At 71.8% G+C, this 15,135-nt stretch carries 16 protein-coding genes; 6 read left to right on the top strand and 10 right to left on the bottom strand.

Annotated features, from left to right (window positions below):
* Window positions 1-4: 4 nt before the first annotated feature.
* From C3492_RS06605 to leuA, 4 genes are all read right to left on the bottom strand, one after another.
* The gene (locus tag C3492_RS06605) at window positions 5-1,204 is read right to left on the bottom strand and encodes an exo-alpha-sialidase (protein ID WP_103810792.1); all 1,200 of its coding nucleotides are present in this window, start codon (window positions 1,202-1,204) and stop codon (window positions 5-7) included.
* An 81-nt stretch (window positions 1,205-1,285) separates the two neighbouring features.
* Window positions 1,286-2,080: a LuxR C-terminal-related transcriptional regulator gene (locus tag C3492_RS45430; protein WP_258055532.1), complete on the bottom strand. Its 795-nt coding sequence runs from the start codon at window positions 2,078-2,080 to the stop codon at window positions 1,286-1,288.
* A 137-nt stretch (window positions 2,081-2,217) separates the two neighbouring features.
* On the bottom strand, window positions 2,218-2,913 hold the full coding sequence (locus tag C3492_RS06595; RefSeq protein WP_103810791.1) for a TerB family tellurite resistance protein: 696 nt from the start codon (window positions 2,911-2,913) through the stop codon (window positions 2,218-2,220).
* Between the two features lie 186 nt (window positions 2,914-3,099).
* Window positions 3,100-4,821: a 2-isopropylmalate synthase gene (leuA, locus tag C3492_RS06590; RefSeq protein ID WP_103810790.1), complete on the bottom strand. Its 1,722-nt coding sequence runs from the start codon at window positions 4,819-4,821 to the stop codon at window positions 3,100-3,102.
* 341 nt (window positions 4,822-5,162) lie between these two features.
* Between leuA and C3492_RS06580 the strand changes: the two genes are divergently transcribed.
* From C3492_RS06580 to C3492_RS06570, 3 genes are read left to right on the top strand one after another with little or no spacing between them, the layout of a single operon-like run.
* Entirely contained in the window at window positions 5,163-6,233 is a 1,071-nt protein-coding gene (locus tag C3492_RS06580) for a M4 family metallopeptidase (RefSeq protein ID WP_103811033.1), read from the top strand.
* A gap of 21 nt (window positions 6,234-6,254) precedes the next feature.
* Complete coding sequence (locus C3492_RS06575; protein ID WP_103810789.1) at window positions 6,255-6,521, top strand: protealysin inhibitor emfourin; 267 nt, start codon at window positions 6,255-6,257, stop codon at window positions 6,519-6,521.
* 57 nt (window positions 6,522-6,578) lie between these two features.
* Window positions 6,579-7,922, top strand: coding sequence for a GH1 family beta-glucosidase (locus C3492_RS06570; RefSeq protein ID WP_103810788.1), 1,344 nt, complete (start codon window positions 6,579-6,581; stop codon window positions 7,920-7,922).
* On the opposite strand, the gene C3492_RS06565 is transcribed toward C3492_RS06570, so the two are convergent.
* Window positions 7,896-8,741 (bottom strand): NAD(P)-dependent oxidoreductase, encoded by an 846-nt coding sequence (locus C3492_RS06565; RefSeq protein ID WP_103810787.1) that lies wholly within the window; start codon window positions 8,739-8,741, stop codon window positions 7,896-7,898. The two genes, C3492_RS06570 and C3492_RS06565, sit on opposite strands and share 27 nt — an antisense overlap.
* Window positions 8,742-8,876: 135 nt before the next feature.
* Here C3492_RS06565 and C3492_RS06560 point away from each other — a divergent pair, with 135 nt between their 5' ends.
* On the top strand, window positions 8,877-9,731 hold the full coding sequence (locus C3492_RS06560) for a helix-turn-helix transcriptional regulator (RefSeq protein WP_103810786.1): 855 nt from the start codon (window positions 8,877-8,879) through the stop codon (window positions 9,729-9,731).
* On the opposite strand, the gene era is transcribed toward C3492_RS06560, so the two are convergent.
* Window positions 9,728-10,681: a GTPase Era gene (gene era, locus C3492_RS06555; protein ID WP_181140230.1), complete on the bottom strand. Its 954-nt coding sequence runs from the start codon at window positions 10,679-10,681 to the stop codon at window positions 9,728-9,730. The genes C3492_RS06560 and era overlap by 4 nt on opposite strands.
* Before the next feature lie 174 nt (window positions 10,682-10,855).
* On the opposite strand from era, the gene C3492_RS06550 reads away from it, so the two are divergent.
* Both C3492_RS06550 and C3492_RS06545 read left to right on the top strand, forming a co-directional pair.
* Window positions 10,856-12,169: an ammonium transporter gene (locus C3492_RS06550; protein ID WP_103810784.1), complete on the top strand. Its 1,314-nt coding sequence runs from the start codon at window positions 10,856-10,858 to the stop codon at window positions 12,167-12,169.
* Window positions 12,166-12,504, top strand: coding sequence for a P-II family nitrogen regulator (locus C3492_RS06545; RefSeq protein WP_103810783.1), 339 nt, complete (start codon window positions 12,166-12,168; stop codon window positions 12,502-12,504). Before C3492_RS06550 ends, C3492_RS06545 begins: the two co-directional genes overlap by 4 nt.
* Before the next feature lie 61 nt (window positions 12,505-12,565).
* Here C3492_RS06545 and C3492_RS06540 read toward each other — a convergent pair whose 3' ends face one another.
* Genes C3492_RS06540 through ybeY form a run of 4 tightly spaced genes read right to left on the bottom strand, consistent with a single transcriptional unit; the run spans window position 12,566 to window position 15,131 of the window.
* Entirely contained in the window at window positions 12,566-12,919 is a 354-nt protein-coding gene (locus tag C3492_RS06540) for a cytidine deaminase (protein WP_103810782.1), read from the bottom strand.
* A 47-nt stretch (window positions 12,920-12,966) separates the two neighbouring features.
* Window positions 12,967-13,326 (bottom strand): MmcQ/YjbR family DNA-binding protein, encoded by a 360-nt coding sequence (locus C3492_RS06535; protein ID WP_103810781.1) that lies wholly within the window; start codon window positions 13,324-13,326, stop codon window positions 12,967-12,969.
* The gene (locus C3492_RS06530) at window positions 13,323-14,624 is read right to left on the bottom strand and encodes a hemolysin family protein (RefSeq protein ID WP_103810780.1); all 1,302 of its coding nucleotides are present in this window, start codon (window positions 14,622-14,624) and stop codon (window positions 13,323-13,325) included. The genes C3492_RS06535 and C3492_RS06530 overlap by 4 nt, the downstream gene beginning before the upstream one ends.
* Window positions 14,625-14,633: 9 nt before the next feature.
* Complete coding sequence (ybeY, locus tag C3492_RS06525; RefSeq protein ID WP_030657030.1) at window positions 14,634-15,131, bottom strand: rRNA maturation RNase YbeY; 498 nt, start codon at window positions 15,129-15,131, stop codon at window positions 14,634-14,636.
* Window positions 15,132-15,135: the final 4 nt, after the last annotated feature.

The raw sequence follows: 15,135 nt of genomic DNA, 5'->3' as shown, positions 1-15,135 counted from the left end.
CCCCTCACGGCAGGCGGAGTCTGCGGAACTCCAGGGACTCGTACGGGCCCCGGACGCCGGTCTCGTGGAGCACGCCGATCGTGTCGGGGGCGAGCTGGACCAGGTCGGAGTAGGCGGCCGGGCGGTCGGAGAGGGTGAGCAGCCTGCGGAAGGTGCGGCCGGCGTCCGTGCTCGCCCAGAGGGCCAGGGCGCGGCGCGCGGTCGGCACGGAGGGCGCGGAGAACAACAGGGGCGCGCCCGGGCCACGCGGCTGGAGGACGCTGCCCTGGACCACCGGGACGGCGTTCAGCGCGGGCTGGACGGCGTAGGGGCGGTGCAGGGTCAGGCCGCCGTCGCCGGAGTAGGTGTCGAGGCGGTTTCCGGGGGCGGTGCCGTTCTGGTCGCGGGAGCTGAAGTAGACGCGCCCGTCGGGGAGTTGGGCGGCGCTGGTCTCGTTGGCGTTGGTGACGCCGTCGTAGTCCGCGTCCACGAACCCCAGGTGCCAGGTGCGGCCGGAGTCGTCGCTGTACAGGGCGTGTCCGCCGTAGTACCTGGGCTCCTGGCCGGTGTCCCGGGAGCCGGGGGGCGGGGCCGCGGAGTGGTCGGCGGGGACCAGCAGACGGCTGGGGGTGCCCCCTCTGGGGGAGTGCGGGCCGCGGGTGAGGGCGACGGCGTGGCCGGGGCCGGTGGCGTACCAGCGCCAGCCGGGCCGGGTCACCCGGGCCGTGATGTCCCGGGGGGCGGTGAAGCGGCGGCCGTCGTCCCAGCTGCGCTGCACGAGGACCCGGCGGCCCTGTTCCGGGGTGACCTCGCCGCGCATGATCTGCGCCTCGGTCACGTTCCCGTCGTTGGCGCAGGTGACCAGGACGACCGCGCCGGTGCGCGGGTCGACCACGGGCGCCGGGTTGCCCCGGGTGTGACCCCGCCCGGCGGCCACCACGGTCAGCGGGCCCCAGGTGCAGCCGCCGTCGGTGGAGCGGCGCAGGACGACGTCGATGTCACCGGTGTCCCCCGCGCCGTCGCGCCGGCCCTCGGCGAAGGCCAGGACGGTGCCGTGCCGGGTCGTCACCACGGCCGGGATGCGGTAGACGGCGTACCCGCCCCGCCCGGACACGTACGGCACCGAGGAGACGCAGCCGGCGGCCGCCGCGTGAGCGGGCAGCCCGGTGGTGAGCGAGGTGAGGAGCGCCAGGCTGGTGAGGAGGGAGCGGCTGCGCGGGGTCACGCCGTGATGCTGCCCGCATCGGCGGGGCCGTTCTTACTCCGTCCGGGGGATCTCCCGGACCCTCGGACACCCGGTACGCGGTCAGACCGTTCCCGGTGTCACCAGTCCCGACTCGTACGCCACGACGACCAGTTGCGCCCGGTCCCGCGCCCCCAGCTTCCCCATGATGCGGCTGACGTGGGTCTTCGCGGTCAGCGGACTGAGGCCGAGCGCCTCGCCGACCTCGGTGTTGTTGAGGCCGCGGGCGACCAGGATGAGCACCTCGCGCTCGCGTTCCGACAGGCACTCCGGCCCGCCGGCCACCGGCACCGACGGGGTGCGCAGGAACCGCGCGATCAGCCGTGCCGTCGGCCCGGGCGACAGCAGCGACTCACCGGCCGCGACCGTGCGGATGGCGTCCAGGAGTTCGGCCGGCCGGGTGTCCTTGACCAGGAACCCGGAGGCGCCGGCGCGCAGCGCCTCGACGAACGCGTCCCGCTTGTCGTCGTCCTGGCCGGGCTGTGTGCTGGAGACGGCGTACATAAGCGTGGTGCCGTCGCGGGACGGCACGGCGGCGGGGCTGCCCGTGAGCGGGTACGTCCGCCGGATCTCGGCGATCTGTCCGGCGGCCCTGGCCCGGTCGGCGGCGGTGAGCCCGCCGTCGCGGTGGTACACGAGGACCAGGTCGGTGGCCTGCCCGCCCGGCAGCTCGTCCTGGATGCGGGCGACCCGGGTGGAGTCGGCGCTGTCGGGCAGGTAGTCCACCGCCCGGTTCTGTTGGACGTCGCCGAACTTCCCGGCGAACGGCCCGACGAGCAGCAGCGCGGCCACCCACAGCCCCAACACCGCCCAGGGCACGGCCCGCCTGCGCCGTCTGTCTGTCCTCGCGGCCCCCATGGACGAATCTCCCTCCGGTCGGTCGTCTGGTCCGGTTCCAGACTTCCGGTGCGCGGGGGCGGGTTCGTCGGGCTCGGGGGCGAGTTGGGGGCTACTGCCGGGGGTGACTCGTCCGCGGTGTTACTCCCGCGGGAGTATCAGGACGGTGTACGCGCCGCGGCCAGCAGCCGGGTCACGTCGTCGGAGCAGATGGTGAGGGCCGCGCCGACCGTGGCGAGGGCGTCGCGTTCGGCGGGGGTGTAGGGGCCGTCGGCGAGGGCGATGCGGGCGGCCTGGAGCAGCAGGGACTCGCGTCCGGCCGGGGCCAGGTGCGGGGCCAGCGGGTCCAGGGACTCGTGCAGCTCTATGGTCAGCCCGGCTCCGCACGGCTGCTCGAAGTACCGGCCGGTGTCGGCGGCGAGGGCGTCGACCAGGGCGGCCAGCTGGTCCTCGGTGCACTCGGCGAAGCCGGCCGCGCGGACCGTCGCGGCGGCCGTCTCCAGGGCCGTACGGGAGCAGGTGCCGCCCGCGGCGAGCACGGCGAGGGCGACGGTGTGCACGGCGTCGCGGAGCATCGCGGAGAAACGGCGGGTGGTGGGGTGGTCGAGCACCTCGGTGCCGAACTGGTGCCCGCAGGCCGCGCATTCCACGACCGGCCCGGCCGTCCCGCGCGGCAGCACGGGCACCCCGAGCAGGGTGAGCCGGCGTCGTCCGGTGAGCCGCTGGTAGTTGCGGTCGCCGCCGCAGCCGGGGCAGAAGAACTCGCCGTCTCCCACGGGTGTCCATGCGGTGCGGGTGCCCAGGATGCGCACAGCCCTGGCGGCACGGCCGTCTCGTCCCCGTACTGGCAGCACGTCGCACCTCCGTAACCGCACGGCAACATCGCCGTGCTGGCGTGATGTTAGCCACATCACCGAGGTGGAGTCAGTACCCCGTAAGAGACCTTTCTGTGACCTGAGGGGCGCGGTGGCCGATAAACGACGGCGCCCTGGCCGCCGTGTCCAGCGGTCAGGGCGCCGAAGGGGCCGGTCAGACGGGGTCTATCGGGTCGCGCGGTTGACCGCGGAGACGACCGCCTTCAGCGACGCACGCGTCGTGTTCGCGTCGATGCCGATACCCCACAGGACCTTGTCGTCGATCGCGCACTCGATGTAGGAGGCGGCCTGTGCGGAGGCGCCCTCGCTCATCGTGTGCTCCTGGTAGTCCAGCAGGCGTACGTCGATGCCGATGGACTGCAGGGCGTCGAAGAAGGCCGAGATCGGACCGTTGCCGGAGCCGGTCAGGACCCGGTCCTCGCCGTCGACGGTGGCCTCGACGGTGAGGGTGTCCACGCCGTCGGTGTCGGTGGTCGACTGGCCGGTCCTGACCTGGATGCGGCCCCACGGGTTCTCGGGGTTCGGCAGGTACTCGTCCTGGAAGACCGCCCAGATCTCCTTCGGCGTGATCTCGCCGCCCTCGGCGTCGGTCTTCGCCTGGATGATCTTCGAGAACTCGATCTGCATCCGGCGCGGCAGGTCGAGCTTGTGGTCGTTCTTCAGGACGTAGGAGATGCCGCCCTTGCCGGACTGCGAGTTGACGCGGATGACGGCCTCGTAGGAGCGGCCGACGTCCTTCGGGTCGATCGGCAGGTACGGCACCGCCCACTCAAGGTCGTCCACGGTGACCCCGCGGGCCGCCGCGTCGGCCTCCATGGCGTCGAAGCCCTTCTTGATGGCGTCCTGGTGGGAGCCGGAGAAGGACGTGTAGACCAGGTCGCCCACGTACGGGTGGCGCGGGTGGACCTCCATCTGGTTGCAGTACTCCCACGTACGACGGATCTCGTCGATGTCGGAGAAGTCGATCTGCGGGTCGACGCCCTGGGAGAACAGGTTCATGCCCAGGGTGACCAGGTCGACGTTGCCGGTGCGCTCGCCCTGCCCGAACAGGCAGCCCTCGACGCGGTCGGCGCCGGCCATCAGGGCCAGCTCGGCGGCGGCCACGGCCGTACCGCGGTCGTTGTGCGGGTGGACGGACAGGCAGACGTACTCGCGGCGGGAGAGGTTGCGGTGCATCCACTCGAAGCGGTCCGCGTGCGTGGACGGCGTCGAACGCTCCACGGTGGCGGGCAGGTTGAGGATGATCTCGCGGCCCGGACCCGGCTGGTAGACGTCCATCACCGCCTCGCAGACCTCCAGCGCGAAGTCCAGCTCGGTGTCGGTGAAGATCTCCGGGGAGTACTGGTAGCCGAACTCGGTCTCCGGGCCCAGCAGCTTCTCGGCGTACTCCATCACCAGCCGGGTACCGTCGACGGCGATCTGCTTGATGTCGTCCTTGGAGCCCCGGAAGACGACCCGGCGGAAGACCGGGGCGGTGGCGTTGTACAGGTGGACGGTGGCCCGGCGAGCGCCCTTCAGGGACTCCACGGTCCGCTCGATCAGGTCCTCGCGGGCCTGGGTGAGGACGGAGATCGTCACGTCCTCGGGGATCGCGCCCTCTTCCTCGATGATCGAGCGCACGAAGTCGAAGTCGGTCTGGCCGGAGGCGGGGAAGCCGACCTCGATCTCCTTGTAGCCCATCTTGACCAGCTGGTCGAACATGCGCCGCTTGCGCTCGGGCGACATGGGGTCGATCAGGGCCTGGTTGCCGTCGCGCAGGTCGGTGGAGAGCCAGCGGGGGGCGGTGGTGATCCGCTTGTCGGGCCAGGTGCGGTCCGGGATGTCGACCTGCTCGTAGCGGCCGTACTTGTGGATCGGCATGGGGCTGGGCTGCTGGCGGTTGGCCATGATGGCGTGGGCTCCTCAGGATGTCCGGATATCCGAGTGGACGGCCGACGACGCAACGCCAAGCTCCGCGGGGAGGGAGTCGGCCTCGACTACAGGCCCTCGCCGCGGCAGCTAAGAAGAAGCAGCCAGGAACGCATGATGTTCCGCAGCCTAGCCGAGCCGTTCCGGGCGCGCGGGCCTGTCCCAGTATGCGGGACCGCATGACAAAAAGGGACAAAAAGTGCGGCGCGCCACATCGCCCTACCACACCGTCACGGTCTGTTGCGTTTCGTGTCCTGGTATTTCACCAATCATGGTGGCAGCTAGTGACAGTCAGTTCACACAGTGCAATGGTGCGGAACATGACGACCAACGGGGGCTTCCAGCCCGTCTTCTGCACGATCGTGCCGCCGCACGTCCTCGACAGGATCGCCCGCAACGAGGATCCCGCGCTCTCCGGCCCGGCCCGCCGGTCCCTGGAGCACGACGCCTACCAGCGCACCAAGCGCCGCCTGACCACGGTGATCGGTGCCACCTCCGCCGCCCCGCCCGCGGGTGCCGCCGCCGACAAGCCGCACCGCACCGTCTACGACGCCGAGCACACCCAGGACCTGCCCGGCACCAAGGTCCGCGAGGAGGGCTCCGAGCCCGGCTCCGACGCCACGGTCAACCGCGCCTACGCGGGCCTCGGCGCCACCTTCGAGCTGTACCTCAAGATCTACGGCCGGCACTCCATCGACGACAACGGGATGCCGCTCGACGCCACCGTGCACTTCGGCGAGAACTACGACAACGCCTTCTGGAACGGCGAGCAGATGGTGTTCGGCGACGGCGACAACGAGATCTTCCTCGACTTCACCCTCCCCGTCGACGTCATCGGGCACGAACTGACCCACGGCGTCACCCAGCACACCGCGAACCTGGAGTACTACGGCCAGTCGGGCGCCCTGAACGAGTCGGTCTCGGACGTCTTCGGCTCGCTGATCAAGCAGTACACCCTCGGCCAGACCGCCGCCGAGGCCGACTGGCTGATCGGCGCCGGGCTCCTCGCACCGCGCGTCACCGGCACCGCCCTGCGCTCGATGAAGGCCCCGGGCACCGCGTACGACGACGACGTCCTCGGCAAGGACCCGCAGCCGGCGAAGATGGAGGACTACGTCCGCACCGGCCGCGACAACGGCGGCGTGCACATCAACTCCGGCATCCCCAACCACGCCTTCTACCTGGCCGCCACCGCCCTCGGCGGCTACGCCTGGGAGAAGGCCGGGCAGATCTGGTACGACGTGCTGACCGGCGGCGAACTGAAGGAGAACGCCCTCTTCGCCGACTTCGCCACGCTGACGGTGAAGGCGGCCCGGGAGCGGTACGGCGCCGGGGACGAACTGCAGGCCGTGCAGAAGGCGTGGGAACAGGTGGGGGTGCGGACGCTGTAGTTCCGTACTACACAGAGACCCATGCGTATTCGAGTGCGGCGCACGGGCGGTTTCGCGGGCATCGAGCGCCGGGCCGAGGTGGACACCTCGGGCCGGCCCGACGCCCACGAGTGGCAGTCCCTGGCCGAACGCGCCCTCGCGTCCGGCCGGGGCGCGCCCGAGGCGGGCGTCCCGGACGGCTTCCACTACGAGATCACCGTGGACGGCCGCACGGTGTACGCGGCGGATCCCCGGCTGACCGAGGCCCAGCGGGAGCTGGTCTCCCGGGTGCTGAAGGAGGGCGCGTAACGGCCGCCCGACGCAAGGGCGTTGACTTCCGTTACCGCCGGTACGGATGATCCGGCCATGGCGACTGACGCAGGCACGGCGATCCCCCGGTTCCCGCCCGGCTTCCTGTGGGGCGTGTCGACCTCCGCCCACCAGATCGAGGGCGCGGCCGAGGAGCGGGAGCCGTCCGTCTGGGACGTGTTCACGGCCGGGCCCGGGCGGGTGAAGGACGGCTCGACGGCGGCGGTGGCCTGCGACCACTACCACCGCTACCGGGAGGACGTGGCCCTCCTCGCCGGTCTCGGCGTGGACGCCTACCGCTTCTCGGTCTCCTGGCCCCGGGTGAACTCCCCCGGCGGCGCGGACTTCTACGACCGTCTGGTGGACGAGCTGTGCGCGGCCGGCGTGCGGCCGGTCCCGACCCTCTTCCACTGGGACCTGCCGGCGGACCTGGACTGGCTGGACCGGGACACGGCGGCCCGGTTCGCCGATCACGTGGCGGTGGTGGCGGACCGGCTCGGCGACCGGGTGCACACGTGGATCACCCTCAACGAGCCCGCCGAACACACCCTCCTGGGGCACGCGATCGGCGCCCACGCCCCCGGCCGGCGGCTGCTGTTCGACGCCCTCCCGGTCGCCCACCACCAGCTCCTCGCCCACGGCCTCGCGGTACGGGCCCTGCGCGCGGCCGGCGCCACGGACATCGGCATCGCCAACTCCCACGGCCCGGCCTGGCCGGCCTCACCGGAGCCGGCGGACGTGGAGGCGGCCGGCTTCTACGACCTCCTGCTCAACCGCCTGTTCGCCGAGCCGGTCCTCCTGGGGACGTACCCCGAGGGCATGGGCGAGCTGATGCCGGGGGACGTCGAGGCCGATCTGAAGGTGATCGCCGAGCCGGTCGACTGGTACGGCGTCAACTACTATGCCCCGACCCGGGTGGGCGCCCCGCAGGGCACCGACACCGAGTTCGGCGGGCTGACGGTGCCGGCCGGACTCCCCTTCTCCGTACGGGAGATCGAGGGCCGGCCGGTGACCGACTTCGGCTGGCCCGTCGTACCGGAAGGGCTGACGGAGCTGCTCACCGGGTTCCGTGAGCGCTACGGCGAACGGCTGCCGCCCGTCGTCATCACCGAGAACGGCTGCTCCTACGAGGGCGTCGACGACCAGGACCGCATCACCTACCTGGACGCCCACGTCCAGGCCCTGTACCGGGCGATCGAGGCCGGGGTCGACGTGCGCGGGTACTTCGTGTGGTCCCTCATGGACAACTTCGAGTGGGCCGAGGGCTACACCCGCAGGTTCGGCCTGGTGCACGTGGACTTCGAGACGCTGGAGCGCACGCCCAAGGCCTCCTACCACTGGTTCCGGGAGCTGCTGAGGGCCCAGCGCCCGCCCTCACAGGGCTCCGGCGTCCCGCGCTGAACACAGGGTCGGGAAGGAGGGCCGGTAACCCAGCTCGCGGCGGATGCGGTCGGTGGAGGCGATGCCGTACCAGGGGTCGGGGTCGGGTCCGTCCGCCGGCGGTTCCGCGCCGAGGAGCTGGTGGATCTCCAGAGCGGTGACCGGGGCGTCGTCGGCGATGTTGTAGACGCGGCCGTCGGCGCCGGGGGCGTACAGCAGGCGCAGCAGGCCCTGGGCGGTGTCGGCGACGTGCACCAGGTGGTGCCGCTTGGTGGCCGGCTGGGTCGCGGTCCAGCGGGTGATGCCCGGCAGGTGCGGGTCGCCCTCGCCGTAGACGAAGGCGAGGCGGCCGATCCGGACGTCCAGCCCGTCCAGCGCCAGCAGCCCCAGCTCGGCCTCCCGTTTGGACTCGGGGTACGTCATCCACATCGGACCGCCGGGCACGGTGGGGTCGTCCTCGACGTGCGGTCGGCCGCGTCCGGCGCCGTACACCAGGATGGTGCTGGTCTGCACGAACCGCCGTACCCCGGAGGCGACGGCCGCCCGGCCCAGCTCCAGCGCTGCGTCCCGGTTGACGGCCCGCATCTCCTCGTCGGTCACGCCCCGGAAGGAGGCCGCGATGTTCACGACGGCGTCCACTTCGGTGAGCGCCTTGCCGAGGACGTCGGTGTCGCGCAGGTCGCCGACGACGACCTCGGCGCCGCGCTCGGCGAGGGCGGCGGCGCGGGCCTCGTCGCGGACGATCACCCGCACCCGCTCGCCGGGCCGGGCCTGGGCGAGCAGGCGGGGGACGAATCCACGGCCCACCTGTCCGGTGGCTCCGGTGACCAGGGTCAGCATGGTGGTGCTCCTTCTCGATCGCGTCTCGTTCGGTGCCCCCAGCCTCGGCGGCGGGCGGCGCCGACGGGAGAGACCTCCTGATCGGGGGATCGACAGTCCCTGGATAAGCGGGCCGGTCTGCCGCAGCCTGGAGGGGTGAACCGAGCCGAACTCGCCGACTTCCTGCGCCGTGGCCGCGCCCGTCTGGAACCGTCCGACGTGGGCCTGGCGCCCGGCGCCCGCCGCCGCACCCCCGGGCTGCGCCGGGAGGAGGTCGCTGCACTGGCCGGGATGTCGGTCGACTACTACACGCGCCTGGAGCAGTCCCGGGGTCCGCGCCCGTCCCGGCAGATGCTCACCGCGCTGGCGCGGGCGCTGCGGCTGACGGACGACGAACGCGACCACCTGTTCCACCTGGTGGGCGAGGAGCCGCCGCGCCGGGACGCGGCCTCGGCCCATGTCCGGCCCGGACTGCTGCTGGTCCTGGACCGGCTGTACGACTCACCGGCGCAGGTGGTCACGGACTTGGGGGCGGTTCTGGCGCAGAACGCGCTGGCCAAGGCGCTGGTCGGAGACGTGCTCACCCGCCCGCCGCGCGAGCGGAACCTCACCCGCCGGTTCTTCCTGGACCCCACGGCTCGCGCGCTGTTCCCGCCGGAGGACCTTCCGGCGCACGCCCGGGACCACGTGGCCAACCTCCGTGCGGTGGCCGCGGCCCGCCCCGACGACCCGGAACCGGCGGCTCTGGTGGCCGAACTCCGCGCGGAGAGCGAGGAGTTCGCCCGGCTCTGGGAGGAACACGAGGTGTCCCTGCGCCGCCCGGGCACCAAGCGCTTCCTGCACCCGGTGGTGGGCCTGCTGGAACTGGACTGCGAGGTCCTGCTGAGCCACCACAGCCACCACCACCTCATCATCCACACGGCCCGGCCCGGCACCGAGTCGCACGAGAGGCTGCAGCTGCTACGGGTGGTGGGGACGCAGGACATGACCCCCACGGAAGCCGTCGGTTAGAACCCCAGCCTGCGCAGCTGCTTCGGGTCCCGCTGCCAGTCCTTGGCCACCTTCACGTGCAGGTCCAGGAAGACGGGCGTTCCCAGCAGCGCCTCGATGTGCTTGCGGGACTTGATGCCGACCTCCTTCAGGCGCTTGCCCTTGGGGCCGATGATGATGCCCTTCTGGCTGGGGCGCTCGATGTAGACGTTGGCGTGGATGTCCAGCAGCGGGCGGTCGGCGGGCCGGTCCTCGCGCGGCAGCATCTCCTCGACGACGACCGCGATGGAGTGCGGCAGCTCGTCCCGGACACCCTCCAGCGCGGCCTCGCGGATCAGCTCGGCCACCATCACCTGCTCGGGCTCGTCCGTCAGGTCGCCCTCGGGATAGAGGGCGGGCCCCTCCGGCAGCAGCGGGATCAGGAGGTCGGCCAGGAGGTCCACCTGCTTGGACCCGACCGCCGACACCGGCACGATCTCCGCCCACTCGATGCCCAGCTCCTTGCCGAGCTGGTCGATGGCGATGAGCTGCTCGGCGAGGGTCTTGGAGTCGACGAGGTCGGTCTTCGTCACGATGGCGACCTTCGGGGTCTTCCTGATCCCCGCCAGTTCCTTCGCGATGAACCGGTCGCCCGGGCCGATCTTCTGGTCCGCCGGCAGGCAGAAGCCGATCACGTCGACCTCGGCCCAGGTGGTGCGGACCACGTCGTTGAGGCGTTCGCCGAGCAGCGTGCGCGGCTTGTGCAGCCCGGGGGTGTCGACCAGGATGAGCTGGGCCTCGGGCCGGTGCACGATGCCCCGCACCGTGTGCCGGGTGGTCTGGGGCCGGTTGGAGGTGATCGCCACCTTCTGCCCGACGAGAGCGTTCGTGAGGGTGGACTTGCCCGCGTTGGGGCGGCCCACGAAGCAGGCGAAGCCGGCGCGGTGGGCGGTCTCGGCCGGCTGCTCGGAAGTCTGGGTGCGAACGCTCATGCCGCCCATTCTCCCTGATCCACAGAGCGGCGCCGCACCACGGCCACCGCGCACCCCGGGCGGTGAGCTTCCGGAAACCCGCACGCAACGAAACGTCACGGAAACACACCCGTACGCGACCGGAAACGCACACCGGTGACCCTCTGACGCAGCCCCCACCCGTTGGAGACGCCCGTGACCCTCGCCGCAGACCACGTGAACACCGGCGACACCGCCTGGCTGCTCGCCGCCACCGCCCTCGTCCTGCTCATGACCCCGGGCCTGGCCCTGTTCTACGGCGGCATGGTCCGCACGAAGAGCGTCCTCAACATGCTGATGATGAGCTTCGTGTCGATCGCCCTGGTCACGGTGGTGTGGCTGGCGGCCGGCTACTCCCTCGCCTTCGGCGACGACATCGGCGGCGGGCTGATCGGCGGTCTCCACCAGGCCGGGATGCGCGGGCTAGGCCCGGACAGCGTGCACGGCACGGTCCCGGCCGTCCTGTTCGCCACCTTCCAGCTCACCTTCGCGATCGTCACGGCCGCCCTGATCAGCGGCGCGGTCGCCGACCGCACCAAATTCTCGGCGTGGCTGGTCTTCGTACCGCTCTGGACGCTCCTCGTATACGTTCCGGTCACCCACTGGGTGTGGGGCCCGGGTGGCTGGATCCTCGACAAGCTGGGCGCCCTGGACTTCGCGGGCGGTCTGCCCGTCGAGATCACCTCCGGCGCCTCCGGACTGGCCCTGTGCCTCGTCCTCGGCCCCCGCCTGGGCTTCAAGAAGGACGCCATGCGCCCGCACAACCTGCCGATGGTCGTCCTCGGCGCCGGTCTGCTCTGGTTCGGCTGGTTCGGCTTCAACGCCGGCTCGGCGCTCGGCGCGAACGGCCTGGCCGCCGCCGCGTTCCTCAACACGCTCGCCGCCGGCTGCACCGGCCTGCTCGGCTGGCTCTTCGTCGAGCAGCGGCGCGACGGCCACGCGACCACCCTGGGCGCCGCCTCCGGCGCGGTGGCCGGCCTGGTCGCCATCACCCCGTCCTGCGGCACGGTCTCCCTGCTCGGCGCCCTGGTCGTGGGCCTCGCCGCCGGTGTCGTCTGCTCCTACGCGGTGAGCTGGAAGTTCAAGCTGAACTACGACGACTCCCTGGACGTCGTCGGCGTCCACCTGGTCGGCGGCGTCATCGGCACCCTGCTGATCGGCCTGTTCGCCGAGAAGGCGATGACCGGCGGGGCGGAGGGCCTGCTCTACGGCGGCGGGCTCGCCCCGCTCGGCAAGCAGCTGCTCGCCGTGGTCGTCGTCGCGGTGTACGCCTTCTCGGTGACGTACGGCCTGGGCAAGCTGCTCGACAAGGCGCTGGGCCTCCGGGCGAGCGAGGAGCAGGAGCACACCGGCCTGGACCTTACGGTGCACGCCGAGACCGCATACGATCACGGCGTCCTGGGTCACGGCGCCCCGGTCAGCTCGTCCGTCCTCTCCCCCTCCGCCCAGAAGGTACGTCCTGAGGCATGAAGCTCATCACCGCGATCGTCAAGCCCTACCGGCTGGACGAGGTCAAGACCGCCCTGCAGGAGCTGGGGGTGCACGGGCTGACCGTGACCGAGGCGAGCGGCTACGGCCGGCAGCGCGGCCACACCGAGGTCTACCGGGGGGCCGAGTACCGCGTCGACCTGGTGCCGAAGGTGCGCATCGAGGTCGTGGTGGAGGACGCCACCGCCGACGACGTGATCGAGGCGATCGTCAGGGCCGCGCGGACGGGGAAGATCGGGGACGGCAAGGTGTGGGCCGTTCCCGTGGAGACGGTCGTCCGGGTGCGGACCGGCGAGCGCGGACCCGACGCGCTCTGACCAGCAGCGCCCCGGCGGCAACCTGTCAGCCGAGAGCAACGGGCAGGCGGGTGGGAATCGCTCAGCCGGCGGAAACGGTGCTCCGCACAGTGCCGTCGGGTGAGGCCAGCAGCACCGGCGTCTCAGGACCGCCCAGGTCGGCGACAGCGGCCAGGTCCTCCACCGGCAGGGCCTCCGCGTCGCTCACCACCGCCGCCGCCTCCAACGACCGCGCCCCCGAGGCCACCGCCATGGCAACCGCCGTACGCAGCGCGCTCAGCTTCAGCGAGGCCAGCTCCACCGACCCGGCGACATAGGTGCGCCCGGTCTCGTCCCGCACGGCCGCCCCCTCGGGCACGCCGTTGCGGGCCCGCGCGGAACGGGCCAGGGTGACGATCTTGCGGTCCTCGGGATCAAGCGCGTTGCTCTCGGTCATGCCCCGAGCATACGAAGCCCCGGGAGGCCCGCCCGGCACGGGTGCGCTCACGGACGGTCGAGCCGCAGCCGCTCGGCCCGGGGCAGACCGGCCACCACCAGGTCGTACGAGTCCTCGATCAGCTCCCGGACCAACCGGTCCGGCAGTTCCCCGTCGACCGTCACGGTGTTCCAGTGCCGCTTGTTCATGTGCCAGCCGGGGACGATCAGCCCCTCGTGCTCGCCGCGCAGCCGGATGGCGTCCTCCGGGTCGCACTTGAGGTTGACCGTGAGGGGCCGCGCGTCCAGGTGGGTCAGGGCGAACATCTTGCCCAGCACCTTGAAGACCGAGATCTCCGGGCTGAACGGGAAGTCCTCCACGGCCGCGTTGAAGGACAGGCAGAAGGCGCGCAGCTCCTGGGGCGTCACTCGGCCGGCTCCTCCTCGACGACGGGCACGGGCAGGGGCTCCACCAGCACCGTCACGATCTTGTTCCGGCGGCCGGCCGCGGCCTCCGCCGTCAGGCGCAGGCTGCGCCCGTCGGGCAGTTCCACCTCGGCGGAGGCCCCGGCGATGGGGACGCGGCCGAGCGCCTTGGCGAGCAGCCCGCCGACGGTCTCCACGTCCTCGTCGTCGTACTCCTCCAGGCCGTACAGCTCGCCCAGGTCGGTGATGTCCAGGCGGGCGGTGACCCGGAAGCGGTCGTCGCCGAGGTCCTCCACGGGCGGGAGCTCCCGGTCGTACTCGTCGGTGATCTCGCCGACGATCTCCTCCAGGATGTCCTCGATGGTGACGATCCCGGCGGTGCCGCCGTACTCGTCGATGACGACGGCGACGTGGTTGCGTTCCTTCTGCATCTCGCGCAGCAGGTCGCCGGCGTTCTTGGTGTCGGGCACGAACACGGCCGGGCGCATCGCCGTGGACACCAGGTCGCCCTCCGCGTCCCGGCTGATGTGCGTCTTGCGGACCAGGTCCTTCAGGTACACGATCCCGACGATGTCGTCCTCGCTCTCGCCGGTGACCGGGATGCGGGAGAAACCGGAGCGCAGGGCGAGGGTGAGGGCCTGCCGGATGGTCTTGAAGCGCTCGATGGTGACCAGGTCGGTCCGCGGCACCATGACCTCGCGCACCAGCGTGTCGCCCAGCTCGAAGACCGAGTGCACCATCCGGCGCTCGTCGTCCTCGATCAGCGACTCCTTCTCGGCGAGGTCGACCAGCGCGCGCAGCTCCGCCTCGGAGGCGAAGGGACCGTGCCGGAAGCCCTTGCCGGGCGTGAGGGCGTTGCCGATGAGGATCAGCAGGGAGGGGACGGGGCCCATGATCCGGGCCAGCGGCAGCAGCACGTAGGCCGCCGCGGTGGCGGTGTTGACCGGGTGCTGGCGGCCGATCGTGCGCGGGGACACCCCCACGGCGACGTAGGACACGAGGACCATGACCCCGATGGCGACCAGCAGGGCCTGCCAGGTGGCGGCGAACTCCTGGAGGCAGGCGTACGTCACCAGGGCCGCGGCGGCCATCTCGCAGGCCACGCGGACCAGCAGGGCCACGTTCAGATAGCGGGTGGGGTCGGCGGCGACCTGGGCGAGCCGGGCGCTGCCGCGCCGGCCGGACTTGACGGCCTCCTCGGCGCGGAAGCTGGAGACGCGGGCGAGGCCCGCCTCCGCGCAGGCGGCGAGCCAGGCCACGACGACCAGCGCGATCGCGCCGATCACGATCTGCGGAGACATACGGCCCGCTTACGAGACGGTCGGCGCCGGGGACGGCCCGGTCAGACCGCGCTCGGCCCGCCATCCGTCCACGATGGCGGCCTGGAGCCCGAACATCTCGGCCTTCTCGTCGGGCTCCTCGTGGTCGTACCCGAGCAGGTGCAGCACGCCATGGACGGTGAGCAGCTGGAGCTCCTCGTCCATGGAGTGCTGCGTCGGGGCTTCCGCCCCCTGCTTCGCGGCGACCTCCGGGCACAGCACGATGTCGCCGAGCAGCCCCTGCGGCGGCTCGTCGTCGTCCTTGGACGGCGGGCGCAGCTCGTCCATCGGGAACGACATGACATCGGTGGGGCCCGGCAGGTCCATCCACTGGATGTGGAGCTGCTCCATGGCGTCGGCGTCCACGACGATCACCGAGAGCTCGGAGAGCGGGTGGATGCGCATCCGCGCGAGCGCGTAGCGGGCGATGTCCAGGATCGCCTGCTCGTCTACCTCGGTGCCGGACTCGTTGTTGACGTCGATCGACATGGTC

The sequence above is a fragment of the Streptomyces sp. Ru62 genome (assembly GCF_002920615.1).
In the GTDB taxonomy this organism is placed as follows: Bacteria; Actinomycetota; Actinomycetes; order Streptomycetales; family Streptomycetaceae; genus Streptomyces.
This window is presented reverse-complemented; position numbering and strand designations above follow the sequence as displayed.

What these genes read in the sequence shown, in the direction of transcription:
- C3492_RS06570 (WP_103810788.1), top strand. Translation starts at nt 6,579, where the DNA reads ATGGCGACTGACGCAGGCACGGCGATCCCCCGGTTCCCGCCCGGCTTC.
- C3492_RS06540 (WP_103810782.1), bottom strand. Translation starts at nt 12,919, where the DNA reads ATGACCGAGAGCAACGCGCTTGATCCCGAGGACCGCAAGATCGTCACC.
- C3492_RS06565 (WP_103810787.1), bottom strand. Translation starts at nt 8,741, where the DNA reads ATGCTGACCCTGGTCACCGGAGCCACCGGACAGGTGGGCCGTGGATTC.
- era (WP_181140230.1), bottom strand. Translation starts at nt 10,681, where the DNA reads ATGAGCGTTCGCACCCAGACTTCCGAGCAGCCGGCCGAGACCGCCCAC.
- C3492_RS06580 (WP_103811033.1), top strand. Translation starts at nt 5,163, where the DNA reads ATGACGACCAACGGGGGCTTCCAGCCCGTCTTCTGCACGATCGTGCCG.
- C3492_RS06530 (WP_103810780.1), bottom strand. Translation starts at nt 14,624, where the DNA reads ATGTCTCCGCAGATCGTGATCGGCGCGATCGCGCTGGTCGTCGTGGCC.
- leuA (WP_103810790.1), bottom strand. Translation starts at nt 4,821, where the DNA reads ATGGCCAACCGCCAGCAGCCCAGCCCCATGCCGATCCACAAGTACGGC.
- ybeY (WP_030657030.1), bottom strand. Translation starts at nt 15,131, where the DNA reads ATGTCGATCGACGTCAACAACGAGTCCGGCACCGAGGTAGACGAGCAG.
- C3492_RS06545 (WP_103810783.1), top strand. Translation starts at nt 12,166, where the DNA reads ATGAAGCTCATCACCGCGATCGTCAAGCCCTACCGGCTGGACGAGGTC.
- C3492_RS06575 (WP_103810789.1), top strand. Translation starts at nt 6,255, where the DNA reads ATGCGTATTCGAGTGCGGCGCACGGGCGGTTTCGCGGGCATCGAGCGC.
- C3492_RS45430 (WP_258055532.1), bottom strand. Translation starts at nt 2,080, where the DNA reads ATGGGGGCCGCGAGGACAGACAGACGGCGCAGGCGGGCCGTGCCCTGG.